Consider the following 23,471-nt stretch of genomic DNA (forward strand, 5'->3'; position numbering starts at 1 on the left):
CCGCCTCAGGCCCCCGCGGCGGCGAGCACGGCCCGCCGAGTGAGCACGGTGGCGAGGTGGCGGCGGTAGTCGGCGTCGCCGTTGAGGTCCGAGGGCGGGTTGGTGCCCTCGGTCACCGCGGCCGCCGCACGCCGTACGGCGTCGTCGGTGGCGGGCTGGCCGACCAGCGCCTCCTCCACCGCGCGGGCCCGCAACGGCGTGGAGCCCATGTTGGTCAGCCCCACCCGGGCCTCGGCGATGGTTCCGCCCTCGGCGCGCACGGTCGCCGCGACCGCCACGATCGGCCACTGGTGCGCGACCCGGACGAACTTCTCGTAGTGCGCCCCCCAGCCGGTGTGCTTGGGCAGCCGGATCTCGGTGAGGATCTCGTCGTCGGCGATCGCGGTGGTCATGAAGTCCTCGAAGAAGTCGTCGGCCGCCACGGTGCGGGAGCCGGCGCCGCTCGCGATCACGAACTGCGCGCCCAGCGCCAGCGCCGGAGCCCCCAGGTCTCCGGCGGGGTCCGCGTGCGCGAGCGCACCGCCGAACGTGCCGCGGTGGCGGATCTGGGCGTCGGCCAGGTGCCCGATCGCGCGGGTCACCAGCGCGGCGTGCTGGGCCACCAGCGGGTCCTTGCCGACCTGGTCGTGGGTGGTCATCGCGCCGACGACGAGGGCGTCGCCGTCGTCGCGGATCCCGCGCAGGGCGTCGATGCGGCGCAGGTCGATCACCATCTCGGGTGCGTTGAGCCGCATCCGCAGCACCGGCAGCAGGCTCTGCCCGCCGGCGATGATCTTGGCGTCGTCGCCGTGCGCGGCGAGCAGGCCGAGGGCCTCCTCGACGGTGGTGGGCGCGACGTAGTCGAACTGGGCGGGGATCACTGGCCTGCTCCGTCCGTGCGGTCGGCGGTCCCGGACATGCCGGTCCCGGTGTCGAAGTGCGGTGCGGCTGCCTCGGTGGTGGGCTCGTGGGCGCCCGCGGAGCCCTGCTGGATCGCGCGCCAGACCCGCTCGGGGGTGCACGGCATCCGGATGTCGCGCACGCCGTACGGCTTGAGGGCGTCGACGACCGCGTTGACCACGGCGGGCGTGGAGGCGATGGTGCCGGCCTCACCCACCCCCTTGGTGCCGAGCGTGTTGGTCAGCGCCGGGGTGGTGGTGTGGTCCACGTCGAAGCTGATCGTGTCCGCGGCGGTGGGCACCAGGTAGTCGACGAACGATGCGGAGACCAGCGTGCCGGCCTCGTCGTGCACCGCCTCCTCCCACAGCGCCTGGGCGATGCCCTGCACCAGCCCGCCGTGCACCTGGCCCTCGACGATCAGCGGGTTGACGATGGTGCCGATGTCGTCGACGCAGGTGTACTTGCGCATCTTCACCGCGCCGGTCTCAGTGTCGACCTCCATCGCGCACAGGTGGGTGCCGTGCGGGTAGTTGAAGTTCACCGGGTCGAACGTGGCGTCGGAGTCCAGCGAGGCCTCGACTCCGTCGGGCAGGTTGTGCGCGGCGAACGTGGCGAGCGCGACCTCGGCCAGCGCCAGCCCGTTGTCGGTGCCGCGCACCGACAGCCGGCCGTCCCTGAACTCGATGTCGTCCACCGCGGCCTCGAGCAGGTGCGCCGCGATCGGCCTGGCCTTGTCGATCACCTTGTCGGCGGCCCGGACCAGCGCCTCGCCGCCGACCACCAGGGAGCGTGAGCCGTAGGTGTCGAGCCCCTTGTGCGCGACCATGGTGTCGCCGTGCAGCACCTCGACGTCCTCGAAGGCGACGCCGAGCCGGTCCGCGACGATCTGGCTGAAGGCGGTCTCGTGGCCCTGCCCGTGCGCGGAGGCGCCGGTGGTCACCTCGACCTTGCCGGTCGGCAGCATCCGCACCGAGGCGTGCTCCCAGCCGCCGGCGCCGTAGTCGAGCGAGCCGAGCACCCGCGAGGGCGCCAGCCCGCACATCTCGGTGAACGTCGAGACGCCGATGCCGAGCTGGATCGGGTCCTTGGTCTCGCGGCGGCGCTGCTGCTCGGCGCGCAGCTCGTCGTAGCCGAAGTGCTCCTTGGCCAGCGCGGTGGCCTTCTCGTAGTTGCCGGAGTCGTACTCGAGCCCGGCGACGGTGGTGAAGGGGAACTCCTCGTGGCGGATCCAGTTCTTCTCCCGGATCTCCAGCGGGTCCACGCCCAGCTCGTCGGCGAGCTCGGTCATGATCCGCTCGATGGCGAACGTCGCCTCCGGGCGCCCGGCGCCGCGGTAGGCGTCGGTCCAGGTCTTGTTGGTCAGCACCGTCTGCACCGAGAAGTGATAGGCGGGGAACTTGTAGATCGCGTTGAACATGAACGCGCCGAGCACCGGCACGCCGCCGCCGACCAGCGAGACGTGCGAGCCGAGGTCGGCGAGCAGCTCGACCTTGAGGCCAGTGACGGTGCCGTCCTTCTCGGCGGCGAGGGTGATCTTCTGCCACTGGTCGCGGCCGTGGTGCCCGGCCATCAGCGACTCCGAGCGGGTCTCGGTGTACTTCAGCGGCCGGCCCAGCCGGCGGGCCAGCACGAAGGTGATGAACTCCTCCGGGGTGGCCTGCAGCTTGCCGCCGAAGCCGCCGCCGACGTCGGGGGCGATCACCCGGATCTTGGCCTCCGACACCCCGGTCACCGCGGCCAGCAGGTAGCGCAGGATGTGCGGAATCTGGGTCGCCGACCACATCGTGGTCTGCTCGCCGGTCGGGTCCACCACGACCGAGCGGGGCTCCATGAAGGCCGGGATCAGCCGCTGCTGGCGGTACTCGCGCTCGAGCACGATGCCGTCGGTGCGGGCCCGGTCGATGGCCGCGTCGGCGGAGCTGCCGGTGCCGGCCTCGGCGGAGTCGAAGACCCACAGCGCGGACCTGTTCGTGCCGAGGTCGGGGTGGGCCAGCGCGCCGCCGTTCTCGGGGGTCGCCGCGGCCGCGGCCTTGAGCTCGAGCGCGGCGGGCAGCTCCTCGTAGTCGACGTCCACCAGCTCGGCCGCGTCGCGCGCCTCGGCCGCCGTACGGGCCACCACCACCGCGACGATCTCGCCGGCGAAGCTGACCCGGTCGACCGCGACCGGCGGGTGCTCGGGGGCGACCTGGTCGGGGGTGATCGGCCAGGCGTTGGGCAGCGAGCCCTGCACGTCGGCGACGTCGCGGCCGGTGACCACGGTGACCACGTTGGGCGCCGCCTTGGCGTCGGCGGTCTCGATGTTGAGGATCCGGGCGTGGGCGTAGGGGCTGCGCACCATCGCCAGGTGCAGCATCCCGGTGAGCTGGAGGTTGTCGGTCCAGCGGGTCCGCCCGGTGATCAGCCGCTGGTCCTCCTTGCGGCGCCGGTCGCGCCCGATCTCGGGGACCGCGGCGACCTGGGGCTCGTCGGTGAGGGTCATCGGGCCTCCCCCGCGCCGGCCCCGGCGGGGGCACCCTCGGGTGCGCCCTGAGCGGCGGCGTGCTGCACCGCCCGGACGATGTTGTGGTAGCCGGTGCACCGGCAGAGGTTCCCCTCGATGCCCTCGCGGATCTCCTGCTCGCTGGGGTGGGGGTTCTCGTTGAGCAGGTCGACGCTCTGCATGATCATCCCCGGCGTGCAGTAGCCGCACTGCAGTCCGTGGCACTCACGGAAGGCCTCCTGCACCGGGTGCAGCTGCCCGTCGACGGCCAGACCCTCGATGGTCAGCACCTCGGCCTCGTCGGCCTGGACGGCGAGGACGTTGCACGACTTCACGCTGCGTCCGTCGAGGTGCACCGTGCAGGCGCCGCAGTTGCTGGTGTCGCACCCGATCACGGTGCCGGTCTTGCCGAGCTTCTCGCGCAGGTAGTGCACGAGCAGCATGCGGGGCTCGACGTCGTCGCTGACGCGGGCGCCGTCGACGGTGAGGTTGATCCTGGCCATGAGCGACTCCTGGGTGAACGGGCCGGCGGGAACGCGCGGTGACGAGCAGCGGTGAGCGCGGGGCTGTGATCGCGCTCACACGCTGGGCAGGCTAGACCCGCGAGGTTGGCCGAAGGTTGGCTCAGCGGCGAGCGGCCGCGAGCCGCCCCCTCAGCAGCGGCCGGGCCGGGTGCGGGCTGTCGCCGAGCGCGGCCAGCGCGGCCTCCACGACCTCCACGTCGTACGGCGCTCGCTCGGCGTAGCGCAGCACCGCGCCGGGCTCGGGGTCGGCCAGCAGCCCCTCGCGCACGGCGACGGCGACGTAGTCGGCCAGCTCGCTGAGCGCGGGCGAGGCGGTGCCGGGCAGCAGGTCGCCGCGATAGGCCTCGACCGCGTCCGCGATCCGCCCCTGGCGCACGCAGCGCAGCACCTCGTCGACGTCGGTGGCCACCGGCATCAGCAGCCGGTAGGGCCGCGAGGCCAGCCGGCCGCCGAGCGCCTGACGCAGGTGCGACACCTCGGCCTTGAGCGTGGACAGCGTCACCGGGGAGTCGCCGTAGACCAGCGCGTGCAGCTGCTCGAGCGAGACCCCCTCCGGGTGCAGCGCGAGCAGCGCCAGGATCTCGCTCTGGCGCCGGTTGAGCAGCAGCCGGACCCCGTCCAAGGACGCCTCGGCCCGGCCCAGCAGGTGCAGCTCGAGTCCGGCGCCGGCCTCGTGCGCACTCACCGGCTGCCGCGCGGGGCGCTCGGGCTGGGGCATCGCGGTCTCGATCAGCCGGGCCAGCACCCGGGCGGTGGCCAGCCCGATCGGGTGGGTCCGGTCCCAGGTCGTGGAGAGGTCCACCACGCCGAGCGTGGCGCCGGTGACCGGGTCGTGCAGCGGCGCCGCCCAGCACACCCAGTTGTGCACGATCGGGGCGTAGTGCTCGGCGCTGAAGACCATCGCCGGCGCGTCGTGGCGCTGGGCCAGGTCCAGGGCGTTGGTGCCCACGCTCGCCTCGTCCCAGCGTCCGCCGGCGACGAAGTTGACGCTCTCGGCCTTGCGGCGCATCACCCGCCCGCCGTACGTCCACAGGATGCGGGTCCGGGCGTCGGTGACCGCGAGCACCAGGTCGCCGTCCTCGGCGGTACGGCGCAGCTCGTCCTCGACCCGGGCGACCGCGCGCTGCAGCGGGGAGCCGCGCCAGCGCTCGGCCAGCTCCCCCTCGTCGACCATCGGGGCCTGGCGGACCTCGGCGGGCAGCGCGCTGCCCGAGCGACGCCAGCTGCTCAGGATCTCCGGGCGCACCGGCGTCGGTGCGCCGGGCCTGCGCGAGCGCGAGCCCGAGTCCGATCCCGAAGCCGAGCCCGCGTCAGCGCCTGCGACGAAGTCGGACCAGGCGCGCACCGCAGCGCGCCGACGGGCGAGGAGCTCGCTGCGCGTGTCCACCGTGAGGCCTCCCGGGGCGTGTGACCCCGGTCACGGTAGCGCGCTGTCCCGGATCCGGTCGACCTGCAGCAGCAGCTGGTCCAGGGAGGCCACGAACGTCCCGCGTGACCAGGACCCGGGCAGCGTCGTGTGGTAGTAGAGCCCCTCGCCGATCAGCATGATCGCCTCGGCCGCGTAGGTGTCGCCGACCTCGCTGCGGATCAGCTCCAGCCAGTCGCGGTGCACCTCGTCGAGCGCCTCCACCGCGGAGGCGTGTCCGGCCTGGGCCAGGCGCAGCACGGCGCCGAAGTAGGTGTCGAGATCGGTGCCGGTCAGGCAGGACGTGCGGACGTAGTGGCGAGCCGGCCCCTCCTCCGCGGACGCCATCGCCGCGAGGTCCTCCTCGACGACCTCGCGCAGCCGCACCAGGACGGCGTCGGCGAGCGCCTCCTTGGACGGGAAGTGGTAGAGCAGGCCGCCCTTGGAGACCCCCGCGCGCGCCGCGGTCGCCTCGAGGGTGGCGCCCCGGTCGCCCTCCTCGCACAGCAGTGCGGCGTACGCGTCGAGCACCTTGAGCCGGGCGTGGGGCGGGCGGGACATGCCAGGACCCTATCCCCGTGCGGAGAGCGCCGGTCCCGATTCCTTAGTAAACCGTCCAGACGGTACAGTTATGGGTTGCACCCATCCCCCGAAAGTCGCAGGACCGCCCCGCCATGACCATGCTCGACGTCGCGCTGCGCGATTTGTCCCCCGCCCGTCCCGCTCGCTCCGTGAGGCCCACCCGGACGGCCTCCAGCGACCGGTCCGGCCCCCACCGACCCGGGGCCGGCCGCCGGTGGGCGGCGCTCGCGGTGCTGATGCTGCCGGTGCTGTTGGTCTCGGTGGACAACACCGTGCTGAGCTTCGCGGTGCCCGCGATCACCCGGGCCCTGGGGCCCTCGAGCACCCAGGTGCTGTGGATCATCGACGTCTACCCACTGGTGCTGGCGGCGCTGCTGATCCCGATGGGCAGCCTCGGCGACCGGATCGGCCGGCGCCGGCTGCTGCTGCTGGGCGCGGTGGGCTTCGCGGCGACGTCGGCGGCGGCGGCGTTCGCGCCCACGGCCGGCGCCCTGGTCGCCGCCCGCGCGCTGCTCGGCGTCTTCGGCGCGATGCTGATGCCGGCGACGCTGGCGCTGCTGCGCAACGTCTTCACCGACCCCGGCGAGCGGCGTACCGCGATCGCGATCTGGGCGACCGGGTTCTCGGCCGGCGCCGCGCTCGGGCCGATCCTCGGCGGCTGGCTGCTCGAGCACTTCTGGTGGGGCTCGATCTTCCTGCTCGCGGTGGTGATGCTGGTGCCGCTGCTCGTCGCCGCACCGCTGCTGGTGCCCGAGTCACGCGACCCCGCGCCCGGCCCCGTCGACCCGGTCAGCATCGTGCTGGTGGTGGCGGCGATGCTCCCGATCGTCTACGCCGTCAAGCACGCCGCGGCCTCGGGCGAGTGGCTCGGCCCGGCCCTGCTGGTGGCGGCCGGCATCGGCGCCGGCGTGGTGTTCGTCCGGCGCCAGCTGGCGCGCGCCACCCCGATGCTCGACGTGCGACTCTTCGCCAACCCGGTCTTCTCCGGCGCGCTCGCGGTGAACATGTTCAGCCTGTTCGCGTTCGTCGGCTTCCTGTACTTCCTCGCCCAGCACCTGCAGCTGGTCGCCGGGATGGGGCCCGTCGAGGCGGGCGTGTGGTTGCTGCCCGGGCTCGGCCTGACCGTGGTGGCCGGCCTGGCCGTGGTGCCGCTGGCGCGCCGGTTCGCGCCGGCGACGATCGCCGTGGTCGGCCTGGGCTCGAGCGCGTCGGCGTACGCCGTGGTGGCCGCGGCCGGGCACACCGGCTCCGCGGTGGTGCTGATGGCGGCGTTCTGCCTGCTCGGGATCGGCGTCGGCCTGGCCGAGACCGTCGCCAACGACCTGGCCCTCTCCGCGGTCCCGGCGACCAAGTCGGGCGCCGCGTCGGCGATCTCGGAGACGGCCTACGAGATCGGGGCGGTGCTCGGCACCGCGGTCCTGGGCAGCATCCTCAACGTCGCCTACAGCACCGGGGTGCGCGTGCCCGCGGACCTGAGCGCGGCGCAGGCCGAGCAGGCCCGGGCGACGCTCGGCGGCGCGAGCGAGGTGGCCGCGGAGCTGCCCGCCGGGGCCGGCGGGGCTCTGCTCGACTCCGCGCGGCACGCCTTCGACGCCGGGGTCACCGCCACCGCCGTGATCGCCCTCGTCGTCACCCTCGCCACCGCCGCGGGGGCGCATCGGGCACTGCGCGGGCGCACCGGCTGAGCCGGGCCCGGCGGGGCCCCGTCCGCCGATCGCAGGCCTGCGCTCACTCGCCGTGGATGCGCCCCCGCGTCGCAGCCAGCGGCTCACCCGAGCCGCCCCAGCGCCGGGCGATGATCTCGGCGGCGATGCTCACCGCGGTCTCCTCCGGGGTGCGCGCGCCGAGGTCGAGTCCGATCGGCGAGGACAGCCGGGCCAGCTCGACCTCGCCCAGTCCGATCTCGCGCAGCCGGGCCAGCCGGTCCTCGTGGGTGCGTCGCGACCCCATCGCCCCGACGTAGGCCACGTCGGGCAGGCGCAGCGCCACCTCGAGCAGCGGCACGTCGAACTTGGGGTCGTGGGTGAGCACGCAGATCACCGTGCGCCCGTCGATGCGCCCGGCCTCGACCTCCGCCTCGAGGTAGCGGTGCGGCCAGTCCACGACCACCTCGTCGGCGTGCGGGAAGCGGCTGTTGGTGGCGAACACCGGCCGGGCGTCGCAGACGGTCACGTGGTGGCCCAGGAAGCTGCCCACCCGGGCCACCGCCGCGGCGAAGTCGATCGCGCCGAAGACCAGCATCCGGGGCTTGGGCGCGAAGGCCCACACGAAGACCCGCATGCCCTCGCCGCGGCGTTCCCCGTCCGGCCCGTAGCCCAGCACCTCGCTGTGCCCGGAGGCGAGCAGGCCGAGCGCGTCGTCGTGTACGGCCGCATCCGCGCGCGGGCTGCCCAGGGAGCCGCTGCGCTCCACGACCTGGCTGGTGGAGTCCTCGGGGCGCACCAGCATCCGCCGACCGACCCACGCGGGGTCCGGGTGGTCCACGACGGTGGCGACGGCGACCGGACGGCCGGCCTCGACGTCGGCGGCGATCTCGGCGAGCTCGGGGAAGGTCTCGCGGCTCACCTTCTCGACGTACACGTCGAGGATGCCGCCGCAGGTCAGCCCGACCGCGAACGCGTCGTCGTCGGAGACGCCGTAGCGCTCCAGGAGCGGTGTCCCGTCCGCGGCGACCTGCTGGGCGGCCTCGTAGACCGCGCCCTCGACGCAGCCCCCGGAGACCGAGCCGACGGCCGTCCCGTCCGGCCCGACCAGCATCGACGCGCCGGGCGGGCGCGGCGCCGAGCGGAAGGTGGCCACCACGGTGCCCATCCCGACCGTCTCGCCGGCCTCCCACCAGCCCATCAGCTCCGGTAGCACCTCACGCACGTGCGACCACCTCCACCAGCTCCGTGTACGTCGCGAGCGAGTGGCCCGCGAGGAAGTCGTCGACGTGGGGCAGCACCGCCACCACGCCCTGCTGCACCGGCTCGTAGCCGGCCTTGCCGCGGTGCGGGTTGACCCACACCACCCGGTGCGCCAGCCGGTGCAGCCGCGCCATCTGCTCGGCCAGCAGCGTGGTGTCGCCGCGCTCCCAGCCGTCGCTGAGCACGACCACCACGGCTCCGCGGGCCATCCCCCGCGCGCCCCAGCGGTCCAGGAAGACCTTCAGCGACTCCCCGAGCCGGGTCCCGCCCGACCAGTCGGGCACGGTGGCACCGGCGGCCACCAGCGCTCGCTCGGGGTCGCGCAGGCGCAGCGCCTCGGTGATCCGGGTGAGCCGGGTGCCGATGGTGAAGACCTCGACCCCGCCGCGGGTGACGCGCCCCCCGCGGGTCGTGCTCTGGGCGCAGGCGAAGCGGTGCGCGAGGCGCAGCAGCGCGTCGGCGTACGCCTCCATCGACCCGGAGACGTCGATCAGCAGCACCACCCGACGCGCGCGCAGCCCGCGCCGACGCCGGACCACCTCGGCGGGCTCGCCCATCCGGCGCAGGCTGGCACGCAGGGTCCGTGAGGCGTCGATGTCGCCGCGGCGCCAGGTGCGGTGCCGGGCGGTACGACGGGTCGGGGCCCGCGGGTGCAGCCGCGCGAAGAGCGCGGTGAGGCGCTGCCGCTCGGCGACCGAGAGCGTGGCCACGTCGCGGTGGCGCAGGATCTCGACGGCGCTGGCGGCGGCGCGCACCGCGTCGGGCTCCTCGCCGTCGCCGTCCTCGCCGCCCTCGGGCTCACGCTCGGGCAGGGAGGCGAAGGAGAGCGCCGGTGGGTCGTCGGAGCTGCGCGGGCGCGGCAGGGCGTCGCGGGGGTTGAACCAGGCCTCGAAGACCTGGTCGTAGCGCTCGAGGTCCTCGGGGCTGCCGCACAGGGTGGCGCGCCCGGCGCGGTAGGTCGCGGGCCGGTCGCCGAGTCCGAGCAGGGCGACCGCGTCGAGGAAGGCGTGCGCACGGTCCTGGGTGACGGCGACCCCGGCCGCCCGCAGCGCCCGGGAGAACCCGAGCAGGATCGCGTCGGCGCCGCCGACGGTGCCGGCCTGCGCGGCGCTCGTCACCCGGCCAGCATCCGATCGAGCGCGGCGCGGACCCGGTCGTGGTCCTCGCGGTACTTGACCAGCGCGCCGAGCGTCGCCGAGGCGGTGGCGAGGTCGAGGTCCTCGGCGCCCAGCATGGTCAGGGCGCGGGCCCAGTCGAGGGTCTCGGCGACCCCGGGCGGCTTGAGCAGGTCGTGGCCCTCGCGCAGCTGCTGAACGGCGACGACCACCTGGCGGGCCAGCGTCTCGGAGACCTCCGGGGAGCGGGTGCGCAGGATCTCCACCTCACGCTCCAGGCCGGGGTGGTCGATCCAGTGGTAGAGGCAGCGCCGCTTGAGCGCGTCGTGCAGCTCGCGGGTGCGGTTGGAGGTGAGCACGACGATGGGCGGGGTCGCGGCCTTCACGGTGCCGATCTCGGGGATCGTCACCTGGTAGGTGGAGAGCACCTCGAGCAGGAACGCCTCGAACTCGTCGTCGGCGCGGTCCACCTCGTCCACCAGCAGCACCGCCGGGCTGGCCTGCAGGGCGGCCAGCACCGGGCGCGCCAGCAGGAACCGCTCGCTGAAGAGGGTCTTCTCGGCCTCCTCCACCCCGTGGCCGGCGGCGCCGGTCGCCTCCAGGGCCCGCAGGTGCAGGATCTGGCGGGGGAAGTCCCAGTCGTAGAGCGCCTGGGTGGCGTCGATCCCCTCGTAGCACTGCAGCCGGATCAGCGGCACCCCGAGCACCTGCGCCAGCGCCTCGGCCAGCGCGGTCTTGCCCGTCCCGGGCTCGCCCTCCAGCAGCAGCGGACGCTCCATCCGCAGCGCCAGGAAGAGCACCGTCGCCAGCGACTCGTCGGTGACGTAGCCGGTGGCCGAGAGCCGCTGCGCGACGTCGGCGGGGTCGGCGAAGGACGCCGAGGCCGCCGGGGGCATCGAGGCGGCGGACGCCGGGGTGGCGGACGCGGTGGCGGCGGACGCGGCGCCGAGAGGGTGGGCCGAGCCGGCCGGGCGCACCGGCTCCACGGGAGGCGCGACCGGACCGGAGGAGTGTGACGGGGACTGCATCCGGCAAGGCTACTCAGCCGCACGTTGGATCCCGGTTGGCAGCACTTGACGAACCCCACCCCACCCAGTCGGCGAACTCGCGCCGTACAGGCGCCGAGTCGGCGTGAACTCGCGACGTATCCGGGCCGAGTCGGCGTGAACTCGCGCCGTACAGGCGCCGAGTCGGCGTGAACTCGCGACGTAGGGGCGCCGAGTCGGCGCTCAGGCGTGGCCGGGGGTGTCCACGTCGCGCCCGGTGGCCAGGTCGGCGCACTCCACGAGGCTCACCTCGCGGGCGGCCAGGTACTCCCGCGCCCCGCGGTCCCCGGTGGCGCTGGACGTGATGCCGGCCCAGTGCGCACGGCCGAGGAGCACGGGGTGCCCGGGCACGCCGGCGTACGACGCGCGCCGCAGGGTCGTGGGCCCAGGAGCCGGCCCCGCGGCGAGCAGGCGGGCGACGACCTCGGGTCCGACGTCGGGCAGGTCCACGAGGGAGACGAGGGCGACGTCCTCTGCGGACCCCAGCGAGGCGAGGCCGGCGCACAGGGAGGCGCCCATTCCCTCGGCCCAGTCGTGGGCGAGAACCACGTCGACGTCCTCACCGGCCTCGTCCAGCAGGGCGCGGGCGTCGGCGGCGGCTGCGCCGAGCACCACCGTGAGGCCGGCGCATCCCCCCAGGCGCAGCGCCGCGATGCTGCGCAGCAGCCACGACGTACCGTCCGCGTCGCGCACGAGCGCCTTGGGAGTCCCCATCCGACGCCCGGCTCCGGCTGCGAGGAGTAGTCCGGTGGTCACCGGCCAAGCCTCACACAGCCCGGCCACCTCAGGGTGGCCGGGAATCCACAGCGTTGGGTTTACGCAACATTTCGTTCTGTTTTTCCGACGATATGTGTTGACGGCCTAATGTTTCTCCACCTAAGTTCGACGCGTGACAGGGCGTAGGCGCAAGGACGCGAGACCGATCCACAACCGCGTGGCGGTGCTGCGCGCAGAGCGGGCCCTCTCGCGGGCCGCACTGGCCGAGCGAGTCGGCGTCAACCCGCAGACGATCGGTGCCCTCGAACGCGGGGACCACTCCCCCAGCCTTCACCTGGCGATGAGCATCTGCGAGGTGTTCGGCGTACCGATCGAGGCGATCTTCAGCCGGGAGCCGTTCCCGTCGATCACCGCGGGCTACCGAACCCAGAGCCCCCAGAACTCTCAGGAGGAGCCGACATGACCAAGCAGACGCTGACCCCGACCCGTCGCCATTCGCTGGCCCCCACGACCGCTCTGGTCGGCACGGCCGCCTGGCTGGTGTTCGTCGCCCTCATCGCGGCCCAGCAGCAGCCCTACGGCTGGGCGGGGGGCGCCAGTCTCCTGGTGCTGGGCGGTTGCTGGTTGGGCTGCCGCAAGCTGATCGGCGACATCGCCGAGCGCCGAGTCGACGAGGTGGACGAGTACGAGCTCGCCCAACGCAACCTGGCCCGCAACGCCGGCTACGCCGTGGCGCTGGGCTCGCTGACCGTGCTGTACCCGCTCGCCGTGACCGCCGACCGGCTGGCCGAGCGCGGGCGCACCGAGCTGCTCGACCAGCTCGGGCCGCTCGTTCTGGCGGCGCTGCTGCTCACCGCCGCGACGCCGACGTTCCTGCTCGCCTGGCGAACGCGCCTCCAGGCCGCGGAGCTCGACGAGCACGGCCTCTGAGCCGAGCGGCCGACGCGAGCTCACGCCGACTCGCCCCCCGTGCGACGCGAGCTCGCGCCGACTCGACCGCCGTACGACGCGAGCTCGCGCCGACTCGACCGCCGTACGACGCGAGCTCACGCCGACTCGTCAGCCGACCTTGTCCCAGCCTCGGCGAGGGCGGTGGCTGCCGAGCTGGTCGTCACGGCTGCGGTAGACGATGTAGGGCCGGGTCAGGTAGCCCACCGGAGCGCTGAAGACGTGCACCAGCCGGGTGAAGGGCCACAGCGCGAACAGCATGAACGCGGTCAGCGCGTGCAGCTGGAAGCCGATCGGCGCCTCGGCCATCAGTGCGGCGTCGGGCGTGAACGCCAGGAAGGAGCGGTACCAGACCGACACCCCCTCCCGGTAGTTGTACTCCCCGCCCAGGGTGAAGATCGAGCCCGCGATGGTGTTCCACATCCCGAGGAAGATCACCACCCCGAGGAAGGCGTACATGACCTTGTCCATCCGCGTGGTCGCCGAGAACACCGGCCCCACGGTGCGCCGGCGGTAGATCAGGATGACCATCCCGACCGTGGCCGCGATGCCGGCGACGAGGCCGCCGCCGACCGCCAGATAGTGGTAGAGGTGGTCGTCGATGCCGACCGCCTCGGTCCACGAGCGCGGGATCAGCAGGCCGATCACGTGACCGCCGACGACGCCGAGCATCCCGAAGTGGAACAGCGGCGAGCCCAGGCGCAGCATCCGGTCCTCGTAGAGCTGGGAGGACCGGGTGGTCCAGCCGAACTTGTCGTAGCGGTAGCGCCAGAAGTGGCCGACCACGAAGGTCGCCAGGCACAGGTAGGGAAAGACCACCCACAGGAACTGGTCCATGTCAGGCTCCTCGTCGGGTCGGCAGGGAGGGCATCGGCAGGTCCACGACCCCGCCGGTCGGCGGGGGCATCCGTCGGCCCCCCATCCGGTCACTCAGCGCCGCGTCGAACTGCGGCGTTCCGTACGGCGTGAGGCCGACCTCCTCCTCGGGAGGCCCCTCGGCGGCGAGCCGGCGCACGGCCTCGCGCTCCTCGCCCTCCAGGGGCGGCAGCGTCGCGGACACCGCCTCCATCACCTCGGCCCAGGGCGAGCCCAGGTCGCTCAGCGCGATCCGCAGCAGCTCCAGGCCGGCGCGGTGGTCGAGCATCAGCTGGCGGCCCTGCTCCTGGTCCACGCACGCGGCGTACTCGAGCACCACGCACAGGTGGTCGGGCAGCTCGGAGTCGTCGAGCTCGACGCCCGAGGCCTGGTAGGCCTGCTTGAAGCGCAGCAGCGCCATCCCCCGCTTGCGGGTGTCCCCGTGCGCGAAGTAGGTGAGGAACAGGTTGCAGCGTCGCCGCGAGTCGAAGGTCTCCACATAGTCCTGCTGCAGCTGGCGCAGGTCGGTGGCGTCGCGGTGGGCCAGGAACCGGGCCAGCGGCTCCCCGACGCTCGCCGGCAGGTGCGGCACCGCCCGGCGTACGACGTCGAGGTCCTGCTCGTCGCCGGGGTAGTCCAGCAGCAGCGAGGCCGACTGCCAGGCCAGCGTCAGCTCCTCGGAGGTCAGCGCGCGGCGTCCCGCCCGTGGGCGGGGCCGCAGCCGGGTCCTCATCGCGCCCCGCCCTCACTGTCCGGCTTGGGCGGGAACAGCCCCGTGGGCGCCCCCTTGCCGTCCCAGTTGAGCAGGTTGACCCGGGCGCTCTTGTTGTCCGGCGCGGCGAACGAGTCGGCGGTCTGGCGATCGCGCAGCATCTGGAAGTTCTCCACCGCGATCGGCGTGGGCGCCCCCGACCCCTCCCCGAACGGACCCGAGCCGCCCATCCCCGGCCCGCCGTCGTAGTCCAGCGAGCACTCGGTGGCCAGCTCCTCCAGCGAGTGCGCCTGCTCGGCGTGCGCCGCCGGGATGACGTAGCGCTCGTCGTACTTCGCGATCGCCAGGAGGCGGTACATGTCGTACATCTCCTCCTCGCTCATCCCGACCGCGGCCGGGATCGCCGCGTTCGGCTCGCGGCCCATGTTGATGTCGCGCATGTAGGAGCGCATCGCCGCGAGCTTCTTCAGCACCCGGTCGACCGGCGCCACGTCACCGGCGGTGAAGAGCTCGGCGAGGTACTCGATCGGGATCCGCAGGGCGTCGATGGCCGCGAACAGGTTGTCGGTGTCCTCGGCGTCCTCGCCGGTCTCCTTGACCACGTCGATGACCGGCGAGAGCGGCGGGATGTACCAGACCATCGGCATCGTCCGGTACTCCGGGTGCAGCGGCAGCGCCACCTTGAAGGTGTTGATCAGCGCGTGGATCGGCGAGCGCTGGGCGGCGTCGATCCAGTCGCGCGGGATGCCCTCGCGCTCGGCGGCCCGGATCACCTCGGGGTCGTTGGGGTCGAGCAGCACCGAGCGCTGTGCCTCGTAGAGCTCATGGTCGTCCTCGACCGAGGCCGCCTCCAGCACGCGGTCGGCGTCGTAGAGCACCAGGCCGATGTAGCGCAGCCGGCCCACGCAGGTCTCCGAGCACACCGTGGGCAGGCCGACCTCGATGCGCGGGAAGCAGAACGTGCACTTCTCGGCCTTGCCGGTGCGGTGGTTGAAGTAGATCTTCTTGTAGGGGCAGCCCGACACGCACATCCGCCAGCCGCGGCACTTGTCCTGGTCGACGAGCACGATGCCGTCCTCGGAGCGCTTGTAGATCGCCCCGCTCGGGCACGACGCGGCGCACGACGGGTTGAGGCAGTGCTCGCAGATCCGCGGCAGGTAGAACATGAAGGTCTGCTCGAACTCGAACTTCACCTTGTCGGCGATCTTCGCCAGCATCGGGTCGTGCTTCTCGGTGGCCTTGGAGCCGCCGAGGTTGTCGTCCCAGTTCGAGGACCACTCGATCTTCATGTTCTTGCCGGTGAGCAGCGACTTGGGCCGCGCCACCGGGGTGTGCTCCTGCGCCGGGGCGTCGGTGAGCGTGGCGTAGTCGTAGGTCCAGGGCTCGTAGTAGTCCTGGATCGAGGGCATCTTGGGGTTGGAGAAGATCGTGGCCAGCTTCTTCATCCGGCCGCCGGCCTTGAGCTTGAGCCGGCCGCGCTTGTTGAGCTCCCAGCCGCCCTTCCACTCCTCCTGGTCCTCGTAGGTGCGGGGGTAGCCCTGGCCGGGCCGGGTCTCCACGTTGTTGAACCAGACGTACTCGGTGCCGGCGCGGTTGGTCCACGCCTGCTTGCAGGTGACCGAGCAGGTGTGGCACCCGATGCACTTGTCGAGGTTCATCACCATCGCCATCTGAGCCATGACCTTCATCAGTAGGTCACCTCCTGCGAGCGCTTGCGGATGACCGTGACCTCGTCGCGCTGGTTGCCCGTGGGGCCGAGGTAGTTGAAGGCGAACGCCAGCTGGGCGTACCCGCCGATCAGGTGGCTGGGCTTGACCAGGATCCGGGTCAGCGAGTTGTGGATGCCGCCGCGCTTGCCCGACGTCTCCGCGAGCGGTACGTCGATCAGCCGGTCCTGTGCGTGGTGCATGTAGACGGTGCCCTCCGGCATCCGGTGCGAGACGATCGCCCGCGCGACGACGACGCCGTTGCGGTTCACCGCCTCGATCCAGTCGTTGTCCTCGACGCCGACCTTCTCGGCGTCCTTGTCGCTCATCCAGATCGTCTGCCCGCCCCGCGAGAGGGAGAGCATGAACAGGTTGTCCTGGTACTCGGAGTGGATCGACCACTTGTTGTGCGGGGTCAGGTAGCGCACGGTCACGCTGAGCTGGCCGTGCGACTCCCCCATCTCGCCGATGGCGGGCTCGCTGAACAGCGCCCCCATGTTCAGCGGCGGCCGGTAGACCGGCAGCGACTCGCCCAGCTCGGTCATCCAGTCGTGGTCGAGGTAGAAGTGCTGACGCCCGGTGAGCGTGTGCCAGGGCTTGAGCCGCTCCACGTTGATCGTGAACGGCGAGTAGCGCCGCCCGCCGGTCTCCGAGCCCGACCACTCCGGCGAGGTGATCACCGGCACCGGCGCCGCCTGGGTGTCGGCGAAGGTGATCTGCTTGCCCTCGTGCTCGGCCGCCAGGTCGTGCAGCAGCGTGCCGGTGCGCTTCTCCAGGGTCTTGAACCCCTGGGTGGCGAGGTGGCCGTTGGTGGTGCCCGACAGCGCGAGGATCGCCTCGCAGGCGTGCACGTCACGCTTGAGCGACGGGCGCCCGTCGGCCGGGCCGCCACGCACGGTGCCGTTCTTGTGCTTGAGGTACTCGATGGACTTGGTGACGTCGTAGGTGACGCCCTTGGTGGTCGTGCCGAGCTTGTCCAGCAGCGGACCGAGCGCCTTCATCTGCGCGCCGATCGCGGCGTAGTCGCGCTCCACCTCGACGATCTTGGGCATCGTCACGCCCGGCACCGGCTCGCACTCGCCGTGCTTCCAGTCCGCCACCACGCCGTGCGGGTTGGCCATCGCGTCCGGGGTGTCGTGCAGCAGCGGCACCGCCACGACGTCCTTGCGGGTGCCCAGGTGGGTGGCCGCGAGCTCGCTGAACTTGTCGGCGATCACCTGCCAGGCGTCCCAGTCGGTGCGGGTCTGCCACGGCGGCGCGATCGCCGGGTTGAACGAGTGGATGAACGGGTGCATGTCGGTGGTGTTGAGGTCGTGCTTCTCGTACCACGTCGCGGCCGGCAGCACGACGTCGGAGAAGATCGTCGTGCTGGTCTGGCGGAAGTCGAGGGTCAGCAGCAGGTCGAGCTTGCCCTCGGGGGCCTCCTCGTGCCAGTCGACCTCGGTGGGCCGCTGGCTCGGCGCCGCCTCGGTGGCGCGCAGCGAGTTGTCGGTGCCGAGCAGGTGCTTGAGGAAGTACTCGTTGCCCTTGCCCGAGGAGCCGAGCAGGTTGGCGCGCCAGATCGACAGGATCCGCGGGAAGTTCTCCGGGGAGTCGGGGTCCTCCGCGGCGAAGCGCAGCTCGCCGCTCTTGAGCTGCTCGACCACGTGCTCGGCCACCGGCCGGCCGGCGGCGGCGGCCTCCGCGGAGACCTCGATCGGGTTGCGGTTGAACGTCGGGTAGGACGGCATCCAACCCATCCGCGCGCTCTTCGCGATCACGTCGGCGGTGCTCATCCCGGCCAGCTTCCCGCTGCCGGTCTTCGCCGAGAGCACGTCGGCGGCGAAGTGGTCGTAGCGGAACTGGTTGGTGTGCAGGTACCAGTACGCGGTGTGGATCATCTGCCGCGGCGGGCGCATCCAGTCCAGCCCGAACGCCAGCTGCGCCCAGCCGGTGACCGGACGGCACTTCTCCTGCCCGACGTAGTGGGCCCAGCCGCCGCCGTTGACGCCCTGGCAGCCGGTCAGCGTGGTCAGCGCGAGGAAGCCCCGGTAGATCGTGTCGGAGTGGAACCAGTGGTTGGTGCCGGCGCCCATCAGGATCATCGAGCGACCCTTGGACTCCTCGGCGTTCTGCGCGAACTCCCGCGCGATCCGCGCCGCGGCCGAGGCCGAGACGCCGGTGACGGTCTCCTGCCAGGCCGGGGTGTACGGCGCGCTGGCGTCGTCGTAGGACGTCGCGTAGTCGCCGGCCAGCCCCTCACGCCCGACGCCGAACTGGGCCAGCATCAGGTCGAAGACCGTGGTGACCAGCCGGCCGGCCACGCGCCGTACCGGCACCGCGCGGGTCAGCGAGCCCGGCGTGCCGTCGACGTTGTCGAAGCGGGGCAGCTCGGCCAGCACCGTCTCGGCGCCGGGCTCGAGCAGGCTCAGCTGCGGGTCGACGTCACCGAGCTCGAGGTTCCAGTGTCCGGCTCCGCTCTCGCCGAAGCGGTGCCCCAGCGACCCGCCGGGGACCACCGGCTGCCCGGTGCGGGCGTCGACGAGCACGGTCTTGAAGTGGGCGTTCTCCTCGCCGGCGTGCTCGGGCAGGTCCGAGGCGGTGAGGAACTTGCCGGGGCGGAACACGCCGGCGCCCTCTCCGGCGACCTCGTCGAGGGCGACCAGGTAGGGCAGGTCGGTGTACTTCTTCGTGTACTCGGTGAAGTACGGCGTCTGCCGGTCGACGAAGAACTCCTTGAGGATCACGTGCGCCATCGACATCGCCAGGGCGCCGTCGGTGCCGGGCGCGATCGCGAGCCACTCGTCGGCGAACTTCACGTTGTCGGCGTAGTCGGGGGCCACCACGACGACCTTCTGGCCGCGGTAGCGCGCCTCGGTCATCCAGTGCGCGTCGGGGGTGCGGGTGACCGGGACGTTGGAGCCCCACATGATCAGGTAGCCGGCGTCCCACCAGTCGCCGGACTCCGGCACGTCGGTCTGGTCGCCGAAGACCTGCGGCGAGGCCACCGGCAGGTCGGCGTACCAGTCGTAGAACGACAGCATCGAGCCGCCGATCATCGAGGTGAAGCGGGCGCCCGAGGCGTGCGAGACCATCGACATCGCGGGGATCGGCGAGAAGCCGGCCACGCGGTCGGGGCCCCACTTGCGGATCGTGTGCACGTAGGCGGCCGCCACCATCTCGGTGGCCTCCTCCCAGCTCGCCCGGACCAGGCCGCCCTTGCCGCGGGCCGACTTGTAGGCCTTCGCGCGCTGGGGGTTGTCGACGATGTGCGCCCACGCCTTGACCGGGTCGCCGCCGTGCTGGGACTTGGCCTCGCGGTACATCTGCTGGAGCACGCCGCGGACGTAGGGGTAGCGCACCCGGGTCGGCGAGTAGGTGTACCAGGAGAACGCCGCGCCGCGGGGGCATCCGCGCGGCTCGTACTCCGGCGAGTCCGGGCCGACCGAGGGGTAGTCGGTCTGCTGGGTCTCCCAGGTGATGATCCCGTCCTTGACGTAGACCTTCCACGAGCAGGAGCCGGTGCAGTTGACCCCGTGCGTGGAGCGGACGACCTTGTCGTGGCTCCAGCGGTCGCGGTAGAAGTCGTCGGCCCCCCGCCCACCCGTGCGGTGCAGGGTGCGCAGGTCCGCGCTGACCTTGGCCTTGGTGAAGAACCGCCGGCTGCGCACCATGGCGTCGGAGAACCCGCCGTCCATTCCCGCCTGCTTGCTCCGCTTTCCCTCGGGCTGGACCTCAGTGCTCACGTTTCTCTCCCCTCGCCTGCGGGCCTTTGAGGGCCCTTCTGCCAGCCTGGATAGGGACCCTATCCTGGCCAGAACGGGCCGAATGTCCCTATATCCACGGAGCTGAGTACCCCGATGCTTAGCGACGTCCGCTTTACCTTGCCGACCCCCATGCAAGCAGACCGGAGAATCCAGTGTCAGCCCCACCCGTCTCACAAGCACCAACTGCAACAGCTCCGGCGCCCGTCCCCCCGGGCGCCGGTCGCGTGCTGAGCCTCTCCACGATCGCGTTCACCTTGATGTTCGCGGCCTGGATGATGTTCGGCATCCTCGGTATCCCGATCCGCGACGAGTTCGGTCTCTCCGACGTCCAGCTCTCGTGGCTTTCCGCCGTGGCCATCCTCAACGGCTCGCTGTGGCGGCTGCCCGCCGGCATCGCCGCCGACCGCTTCGGCGGCCGGGTCGTGTTCATCGGCCTGCTGTTGGCCACCGCGCTCTTCTCCTACCTGGTCGCCCAGGCCGGCAGCTACGGGATGCTCCTGCTGCTCGCCTTCGCGGTCGGTTTCGCCGGCAACGCCTTCACCGCCGGCATCGCCTGGAACTCGGCGTGGTTCCCGCGCCAGCGCCAGGGCTTCGCGCTCGGCGTCTTCGGCGCCGGCAACGTGGGCGCCTCGGTCACCAAGTTCATCGGCCCGGTGCTGATCACCGCCACCGCCGGTGGCACCTACTTCGGCTTCGTCGAGGGCGGCTGGCGGATGATCCCGGTCATCTACGCCGTGCTGCTGCTGGTCATCGCGGTGGCGCTGTGGGTGGGCACCCCCCGCCAGGACCGCAAGCCCGGCGCGGGCCGCCCGATCCGCGAGCAGCTCGTGCCGCTCAAGCAGCTGCGGGTGTGGCGCTTCAGCCTCTACTACGTCGCCGTCTTCGGCGCGTACGTCGCGCTGTCCTCGTGGCTGCCGAAGTACTACGTCGACAACTTCGACATCTCGCTGACCAAGGCCGCGCTGCTCACCGCGACGTTCATCTTCCCGGCCAGCCTGCTGCGCCCGCTGGGCGGCTGGTTCTCCGACAAGCTCGGCGCGCGCCGGGTGATGTACTGGACCTTCGCGATCATGCTGGTCTCGACGTTCCTGCTGATGATGCCCAACGGCCACGTGGTCGTGGAGGTCTCCGAGAAGACCGACCCCTCCGGCATCGCCGAGGTGCTGCCCTACTCGATCGGCCTGTGGCCCTTCGTCGGGCTCGTCTTCCTGCTCGGCTGCTCGATGGGCATCGGCAAGGCCGCGGTCTACAAGCACATCCCCGAGTACTTCCCCGGCGAGGTCGGCTCCGTCGGCGGCCTGGTCGGGATGCTGGGCGCGCTGGGTGGGTTCTTCCTCCCGCCGCTGTTCGCCTACACCACGTCGTGGACCGGCCTGCCGTCCGCCACGTTCTTCGTCCTCTTCCTGCTCACTCTGGTCTGTGCGATCTGGATGCACTGGACCGTGGTGCACATGCTGCACAACGAGTCCCCTGAGTTGGCAGGTCACTTCGAGAAGCCCAATGCCATGGAGGCACGAGTCTGATGACCACTTCCCCCCCGTCCGCCCCCGACGCCGCTCGCAGCGGCAAGGAATGGCTGCAGGCCTGGGACCCGGAGAACGAGGAGACCTGGGACAAGGCGCTCGCCTGGCGGACCCTGTCGATCACCACGTTCACCCTCACCCTCGCCTTCGCCTCCTGGTTCATCGCCAGCGCGCTGGCCCCGAAGCTGAGCAACCTCGGCTTCGACCTGACCAAGGACCAGCTCTACTGGCTGGTCGCGCTGCCCGGCCTCTCCGCCGGTCTGCTGCGGCTGACCTGGATGGTCCTGCCGCCGATGCTCGGCACCCGCAAGCTCGTCACGCTGACCACCCTGTTGCTGCTGCTGCCGCTCGTCGGCTGGGCGATCGCGGTGCAGAACCCGGACACGTCGTACACGACGCTGCTGATCCTGTCGTTCATGTCCGGCATCGGCGGCGGTGCGTTCTCCGGCTTCATGCCGAGCACCTCGTACTTCTTCCCGCGCCGGATGCAGGGCACCGCGCTCGGCCTGCAGGCCGGCATCGGCAACTTCGGCGTCTCGCTGGTCCAGTTCGTGACGCCGTGGATCATCGGCTTCTCGATGGTCGGCTTCCTCGGCTCCTCGCAGCTCGAGAGCGTGCCCGGGAAGGCCTCGCAGGAGGTCTGGTACCAGAACGCCACGTACGTCTACGTGCCGTTCGTCCTGATCGGCGCGTTCCTGGCCTGGACGATGCTCAAGAGCGTCCCGATCAAGGCCAACGTGCGCCAGCAGTTCGACATCTTCAAGAACCAGGACACCTGGTGGATGACGCTGCTCTACATCATGACCTTCGGCACCTTCGCCGGCCTGTCGGGCCAGTTCGGCCTGATGATCAAGAACCTGTACGGCGCCGGCAACACCGAGATCGCCACGATCCTCTCCGACGGCACCACCCAGATGCTCATCGAGGGCTACTCGATCCCGGACCCGGTGAAGTTCGCGTTCCTCGGCCCGCTGGTCGGCGCCGGCGCCCGGGTGCTGTTCAGCCCGCTCACCGACAAGCTCGGTGGCGCCAAGTGGACCCTGGTGAGCGGCATCGGCATCCTCGCCTCGATCATCTACACGAGCATGCACCTCACCCCCGACACCAGCTCGGCGGCCGCGCTCGACGCGGACTTCGACAGGTTCCTCTACGGGATGCTCGCGATCTTCCTGTTCACCGGCATCGGCAACGCCTCGACGTTCAAGCAGATGCCGATGATCTTCGAGCGCCGCCAGGCCGGCGGAGTGATCGGCTGGACCGCGGCGATCGCCGCCTTCGGGCCGTTCTTCTTCGGCATCGGCCTGACGATCATGGCGCCCGAGACCTTCTACTACATCGGCGCTGCCTTCGCGGCGATGTGCATCGCGATCACCTGGATGCGCTACGCACGCCCGGGGGCACCCAAGCCCTCCTGAGCGCACAGCGCTTCGCGCTGGCGCGAAGCAGCTGAGACGAGCCGCTGGCTGGACCGGTCACCCCGGATCCGGCCGGCGGCTCGCGTCGTTCCCGGGGTTTTACTACTGTGGGATCCGTGGAAAACGTCTCGTGGTCCCCGGCGGATCGCCCCGCCGGCTTCGGGCCCCGGCTGGGCACCTCGCGCCCCCTGTCCCCGGCGCGGGCCGCGATCCTGGCCAAGCTGCACGACCAGCCGGACCCCACCACCCAGGCCGCGATCGTGGCCGCCACCGGCCTGCACCCCAACACCGTGCGCGAGCACCTCGACGGGCTGGTCCGCCGCGGGCTGGTCCGTCGCACCCGGGCGCGACCGTCGGGGCGGGGCCGGCCGGCCTGGCTCTACGAGTCGGTCGCCGAGGACCCCGCACGCTCGGAGTACGCCGGGCTCGCCTCCGCGCTGGCCGTCACCATCGCGCGCCACAGCCCGGCCCCGCAGCACGACGCCGCCGAGGCCGGCGAGCGCTGGGGCCGTCAGCTGGCCCGCGACCGCGGAGCCTCGCCGGTGCCCGCCGAGCAGGCCCGTGCGCAGGTCGTCGAGCTCCTCGACGACCTCGGCTTCGACCCCTCCCCCGAGGAGGGGCGCCCCGAACACGTCCGGCTCACCCGCTGCCCGCTGCTCGAGGTCGCCTACCGGCAGCCCGAGGTGGTGTGCTCGGTCCACCTGGGCCTGGTCCGCGGCGTGCTGGCGGAGTACGGCGCCAGCGCGGAGGGCAGCGCGCTGGAGCCGTTCGCCGAGCCCGGGGCCTGTCGCCTCGTCGTACCGCCCGTGCCGGGGCCGGACGCCGGCTGAGCCTCCCGGGCCCCCTGGGACGCCAACAGGGCCCCGGTCCGAAGACCAGGGCCCTGCTGGTGGTGCTGTGCGGGAGGAGCTGG

Annotated in this window: 19 protein-coding genes; 6 read left to right on the forward strand and 13 right to left on the reverse strand. The window is 72.1% G+C overall.

What is annotated here, in order from left to right; all coding sequences use genetic code 11:
• Nucleotides 1-5: 5 nt before the first annotated feature.
• The 5 genes from AC6EI4_RS04570 to AC6EI4_RS04590 all read right to left on the reverse strand — a co-directional run bounded on the left by AC6EI4_RS04570 (nt 6) and on the right by AC6EI4_RS04590 (nt 5,848).
• The gene (locus tag AC6EI4_RS04570; protein ID WP_498424474.1) at nt 6-860 is read right to left on the reverse strand and encodes an FAD binding domain-containing protein; all 855 of its coding nucleotides are present in this window, start codon (nt 858-860) and stop codon (nt 6-8) included.
• A complete protein-coding gene (locus tag AC6EI4_RS04575) occupies nt 857-3,358 on the reverse strand; it encodes a xanthine dehydrogenase family protein molybdopterin-binding subunit (RefSeq protein WP_498424475.1) in 2,502 nt (833 codons plus the stop codon). Before AC6EI4_RS04575 ends, AC6EI4_RS04570 begins: the two co-directional genes overlap by 4 nt.
• The gene (locus AC6EI4_RS04580; RefSeq protein ID WP_498424477.1) at nt 3,355-3,861 is read right to left on the reverse strand and encodes a (2Fe-2S)-binding protein; all 507 of its coding nucleotides are present in this window, start codon (nt 3,859-3,861) and stop codon (nt 3,355-3,357) included. The genes AC6EI4_RS04575 and AC6EI4_RS04580 overlap by 4 nt, the downstream gene beginning before the upstream one ends.
• A 121-nt stretch (nt 3,862-3,982) precedes the next feature.
• On the reverse strand, nt 3,983-5,269 hold the full coding sequence (locus AC6EI4_RS04585; protein WP_498450695.1) for a transcriptional regulator: 1,287 nt from the start codon (nt 5,267-5,269) through the stop codon (nt 3,983-3,985).
• A gap of 30 nt (nt 5,270-5,299) precedes the next feature.
• On the reverse strand, nt 5,300-5,848 hold the full coding sequence (locus AC6EI4_RS04590; RefSeq protein WP_498450696.1) for a TetR/AcrR family transcriptional regulator: 549 nt from the start codon (nt 5,846-5,848) through the stop codon (nt 5,300-5,302).
• Between the two features lie 113 nt (nt 5,849-5,961).
• On the opposite strand from AC6EI4_RS04590, the gene AC6EI4_RS04595 reads away from it, so the two are divergent.
• On the forward strand, nt 5,962-7,554 hold the full coding sequence (locus AC6EI4_RS04595; RefSeq protein WP_498450697.1) for an MFS transporter: 1,593 nt from the start codon (nt 5,962-5,964) through the stop codon (nt 7,552-7,554).
• Between the two features lie 43 nt (nt 7,555-7,597).
• Here the strand turns inward: AC6EI4_RS04595 and AC6EI4_RS04600 are convergent, their stop codons facing one another.
• The 4 genes from AC6EI4_RS04600 to AC6EI4_RS04615 all read right to left on the reverse strand — a co-directional run bounded on the left by AC6EI4_RS04600 (nt 7,598) and on the right by AC6EI4_RS04615 (nt 11,692).
• Nucleotides 7,598-8,737: an XdhC family protein gene (locus tag AC6EI4_RS04600; protein WP_498450698.1), complete on the reverse strand. Its 1,140-nt coding sequence runs from the start codon at nt 8,735-8,737 to the stop codon at nt 7,598-7,600.
• Nucleotides 8,730-9,893, reverse strand: a complete 1,164-nt coding sequence (locus AC6EI4_RS04605; protein WP_498424482.1) for a vWA domain-containing protein — start codon at nt 9,891-9,893, stop codon at nt 8,730-8,732. The genes AC6EI4_RS04600 and AC6EI4_RS04605 overlap by 8 nt, the downstream gene beginning before the upstream one ends.
• Nucleotides 9,890-10,918 (reverse strand): AAA family ATPase, encoded by a 1,029-nt coding sequence (locus AC6EI4_RS04610; protein WP_498450699.1) that lies wholly within the window; start codon nt 10,916-10,918, stop codon nt 9,890-9,892. The genes AC6EI4_RS04605 and AC6EI4_RS04610 overlap by 4 nt, the downstream gene beginning before the upstream one ends.
• 201 nt (nt 10,919-11,119) lie before the next feature.
• Complete coding sequence (locus AC6EI4_RS04615; protein ID WP_498450700.1) at nt 11,120-11,692, reverse strand: nucleotidyltransferase family protein; 573 nt, start codon at nt 11,690-11,692, stop codon at nt 11,120-11,122.
• 133 nt (nt 11,693-11,825) lie between these two features.
• Between AC6EI4_RS04615 and AC6EI4_RS04620 the strand changes: the two genes are divergently transcribed.
• Both AC6EI4_RS04620 and AC6EI4_RS04625 read left to right on the forward strand, forming a co-directional pair.
• A complete protein-coding gene (locus AC6EI4_RS04620) occupies nt 11,826-12,116 on the forward strand; it encodes a helix-turn-helix transcriptional regulator (protein ID WP_498450701.1) in 291 nt (96 codons plus the stop codon).
• Complete coding sequence (locus AC6EI4_RS04625) at nt 12,113-12,583, forward strand: hypothetical protein (RefSeq protein ID WP_498450702.1); 471 nt, start codon at nt 12,113-12,115, stop codon at nt 12,581-12,583. The genes AC6EI4_RS04620 and AC6EI4_RS04625 overlap by 4 nt, the downstream gene beginning before the upstream one ends.
• Before the next feature lie 129 nt (nt 12,584-12,712).
• Here AC6EI4_RS04625 and narI read toward each other — a convergent pair whose 3' ends face one another.
• Genes narI through AC6EI4_RS04645 form a run of 4 tightly spaced genes read right to left on the reverse strand, consistent with a single transcriptional unit; the run spans nt 12,713 to nt 19,551 of the window.
• A complete protein-coding gene (gene narI, locus AC6EI4_RS04630) occupies nt 12,713-13,438 on the reverse strand; it encodes a respiratory nitrate reductase subunit gamma (RefSeq protein WP_498424490.1) in 726 nt (241 codons plus the stop codon).
• 1 nt (nt 13,439) lies between these two features.
• Complete coding sequence (gene narJ, locus AC6EI4_RS04635) at nt 13,440-14,189, reverse strand: nitrate reductase molybdenum cofactor assembly chaperone (protein WP_498450703.1); 750 nt, start codon at nt 14,187-14,189, stop codon at nt 13,440-13,442.
• A complete protein-coding gene (gene narH / locus AC6EI4_RS04640) occupies nt 14,186-15,856 on the reverse strand; it encodes a nitrate reductase subunit beta (protein WP_498450704.1) in 1,671 nt (556 codons plus the stop codon). The genes narJ and narH overlap by 4 nt, the downstream gene beginning before the upstream one ends.
• Entirely contained in the window at nt 15,856-19,551 is a 3,696-nt protein-coding gene (locus tag AC6EI4_RS04645; RefSeq protein WP_498424506.1) for a nitrate reductase subunit alpha, read from the reverse strand. The genes narH and AC6EI4_RS04645 overlap by 1 nt, the downstream gene beginning before the upstream one ends.
• Before the next feature lie 293 nt (nt 19,552-19,844).
• On the opposite strand from AC6EI4_RS04645, the gene AC6EI4_RS04650 reads away from it, so the two are divergent.
• The 3 genes from AC6EI4_RS04650 (at nt 19,845) to AC6EI4_RS04660 (ending at nt 23,388) form a co-directional block, all read left to right on the forward strand.
• Nucleotides 19,845-21,143, forward strand: a complete 1,299-nt coding sequence (locus tag AC6EI4_RS04650; protein ID WP_498450705.1) for an MFS transporter — start codon at nt 19,845-19,847, stop codon at nt 21,141-21,143.
• Nucleotides 21,143-22,558: an MFS transporter gene (locus AC6EI4_RS04655; protein ID WP_498450706.1), complete on the forward strand. Its 1,416-nt coding sequence runs from the start codon at nt 21,143-21,145 to the stop codon at nt 22,556-22,558. Before AC6EI4_RS04650 ends, AC6EI4_RS04655 begins: the two co-directional genes overlap by 1 nt.
• Before the next feature lie 116 nt (nt 22,559-22,674).
• A complete protein-coding gene (locus AC6EI4_RS04660; RefSeq protein ID WP_498450707.1) occupies nt 22,675-23,388 on the forward strand; it encodes a helix-turn-helix transcriptional regulator in 714 nt (237 codons plus the stop codon).
• Nucleotides 23,389-23,471: the final 83 nt, after the last annotated feature.

The organism is Nocardioides sp. Z43_10, from assembly GCF_059766615.1.